Annotated in this window: 3 protein-coding genes and 1 pseudogene; 2 read left to right on the top strand and 2 right to left on the bottom strand. The window is 66.8% G+C overall.

The window, feature by feature from the left end; all coding sequences use genetic code 11:
• The coding region (locus tag VKI00_RS27310) for a carboxyl transferase domain-containing protein (RefSeq protein ID WP_324443808.1) at positions 1 to 575 on the bottom strand (575 nt) is incomplete at its 3' end.
• Between the two features lie 37 nt (positions 576 to 612).
• Here VKI00_RS27310 and VKI00_RS27315 point away from each other — a divergent pair.
• A complete protein-coding gene (locus VKI00_RS27315; RefSeq protein WP_324443810.1) occupies positions 613 to 1,422 on the top strand; it encodes a biotin--[acetyl-CoA-carboxylase] ligase in 810 nt (269 codons plus the stop codon).
• A 9-nt stretch (positions 1,423 to 1,431) separates the two neighbouring features.
• Complete coding sequence (locus VKI00_RS27320) at positions 1,432 to 1,950, top strand: PH domain-containing protein (protein WP_324443812.1); 519 nt, start codon at positions 1,432 to 1,434, stop codon at positions 1,948 to 1,950.
• Here the strand turns inward: VKI00_RS27320 and VKI00_RS27325 are convergent.
• A pseudogene (locus VKI00_RS27325) lies at positions 1,905 to 2,271 on the bottom strand (GtrA family protein); the annotation flags it as partial. The gene VKI00_RS27320 and the pseudogene VKI00_RS27325 overlap by 46 nt on opposite strands.

The raw sequence follows: 2,271 nt of genomic DNA on the forward strand, positions 1-2,271 counted from the left end.
TGCCCACCGGCGGCCGCACCCATGATCAGCGAGATCTGCGGGATCACGCCGGAGGCCAAAATGTTGTTGCGGAAGATTTGGCTGTACAGGCCCAGCGAGACCACACCCTCCTGGATGCGGGCGCCCGCGCCGTCGTTGATACCGATCAGCGGCCTGCCGGTCTTGGTCGCCAGCTCTTGGACCTTGACGATTTTCTCGCCGTAGACCTCGCCGAGGCTGCCGCCGAACACCGTGACGTCCTGGCTGAAGATGCACACGTCGCGGCCGTCGATGGTGCCGTAGCCGGTGACCACCCCGTCGCCGAGCGGGCGCTTCTCGCCGAGCCCGAAGTTGGTGCTGCGGTGCCTGGCCAACGCGTCGAGCTCGACGAAGGACCCCTCGTCGAGCAAAGCGTAGATGCGCTCGCGGGCGGTCAGCTTGCCCTTGGCGTGCACCTTGTCGACCGCGGCCTCGCCGACCGGGTGCAGCGTCTCCTCAGACCGCTTGCGCAGTTCGGCGAGCTTGCCCGCGGTGGTGTGGATGTCGATGTGGTGCTCGGCCTTCGCCTCGACGTGGGTCTCGGAAGTGCTCGTCATGGCTGTCGATCTTAGCGGTCCCTTATATTGCGATCCCATGGACACACTCAGGACGCCATTGGACGCGACGGCGTTGCGCGACGGGTTGGTCGGGCCGGGCATGCCGTGGCGTGAACTCGACGTGGTCACCGAAACCGGCTCCACCAACGCCGATCTGATCGCCCGGGCGGAGGGCGGCGCAGATATCGACGGATCGGTGTTGCTTGCCGAATACCAGAACGCCGGCCGCGGGCGCCACGGCCGGCACTGGTCGGCGCCGCCGCGTGCGCAGATCGCGTTGTCGGTCGGGGTGGGCGCGGCCTCGGTTCCCCAGACCGGCTGGGGATGGTTGCCGTTGGCCACCGGTGTCGCGGTGGCTGACGCGCTGACCGCAGAGTGCGGCGTGGCGGCCGGCCTCAAATGGCCAAACGATGTGCTGGTCGACGGCGGCAAGCTGGCCGGGATCCTCGCCGAGGTCGCCGCGCCGGCGCCGGTGATCGTGGTCGGCCTGGGGCTCAACGTGACGCTGACCGCCGACGAAGCCCCTGACCCGGTGGCCACGTCGCTGCTGATCCTGGGGTCGTCGGCTATCGATCGGAACACGTTGGCGCGCAGGATACTTCGCGAACTAGCGCAGCGCATCGACGCCTGGCGCAGCGCCGGTGGCGCCGATCCGGCGCTGGTCGCCGATTATCAGCACTACAGCCTGACCCTGGGTTCTCGGGTGCGGGCCATCTTGCCCGGCGACCAGGAGATCGTCGGCACCGCGCACGCCGTCGACGAGACGGGCCGATTGTGCGTCGACACCGGCGGCCAGACCGTGGCGATCTCGGCCGGAGACATCACGCACCTTCGCCCCAGCGTTTAAAGTGCCAGCGTGGGCTACCCCGACAATGTGCTGGCCGGCGACGAGCAGGTGGTCTTGCACCGGCACCCACACTGGAAGCGACTCTTCTGGCCGGTCGTCGTGCTCATCCTGGCCAGCGCGGCGGCGTCGTTCGGCTCCGCGGTCATCAACAGCACCAGCTGGGACCCAACCGCCAAAAGGGTCATCTTCGGCGTCATCGGGGCAATCTGGCTGATCGTGATCGGCTGGCTGACGCTGTGGCCGTTCCTGAACTGGCTGACCACTCATTTCGTGATCACCGACCGGCGAGTGATGTTCCGGCACGGGGTGTTGAGCCGCAGCGGGATCGACATCCCGCTGGCCCGGATCAACAGCGTGGAATTCCGGCACCGGCTGATCGATCGGATCTTGCGCACCGGCACGCTGATCGTCGAGTCCGCGTCACAAGATCCGTTGGAGTTCTACGACATTCCGCGCGTGGAGCAGGTCCACGCGCTGCTGTATCACGAGGTTTTCGACACCCTGGGATCCGAGGAATCGCCCAGCTGATCCATCCGGCTACGGCGCGACCGCCAGGCCCGCATCAGCGTGACACTGCCGCCCTCCTCGAAGTTGTCCTCGAGGACCTCGGCGAACCCACCGGCGGTAAGGGCCGATTCCAGCCCCTGGTCTTCGTCGCGGCCGAATTCGTCAGGGAACACCCAGCGCCGGAAAGCCCAGAAGCGGAAAGCCATCTGAAGCAGGTTGCCGATGATGTAGGCCGAGATGAAGTCGGCGATGTTCTCCACCGTCAACGACACCGTCGGCACCCGCAGGTCCAAGACGTAGGTGGAGATCCACAACGGCGCCATGCTCAGCAGCACGCCCACG

Source organism: Mycobacterium sp., from assembly GCF_035314665.1.
Classification (GTDB): domain Bacteria; phylum Actinomycetota; class Actinomycetes; order Mycobacteriales; family Mycobacteriaceae; genus Mycobacterium.

Excerpts from the sequence above, each read along its gene's own strand:
- VKI00_RS27315 (WP_324443810.1), top strand. The coding sequence starts at position 613 with ATGGACACACTCAGGACGCCATTGGACGCGACGGCGTTGCGCGACGGG.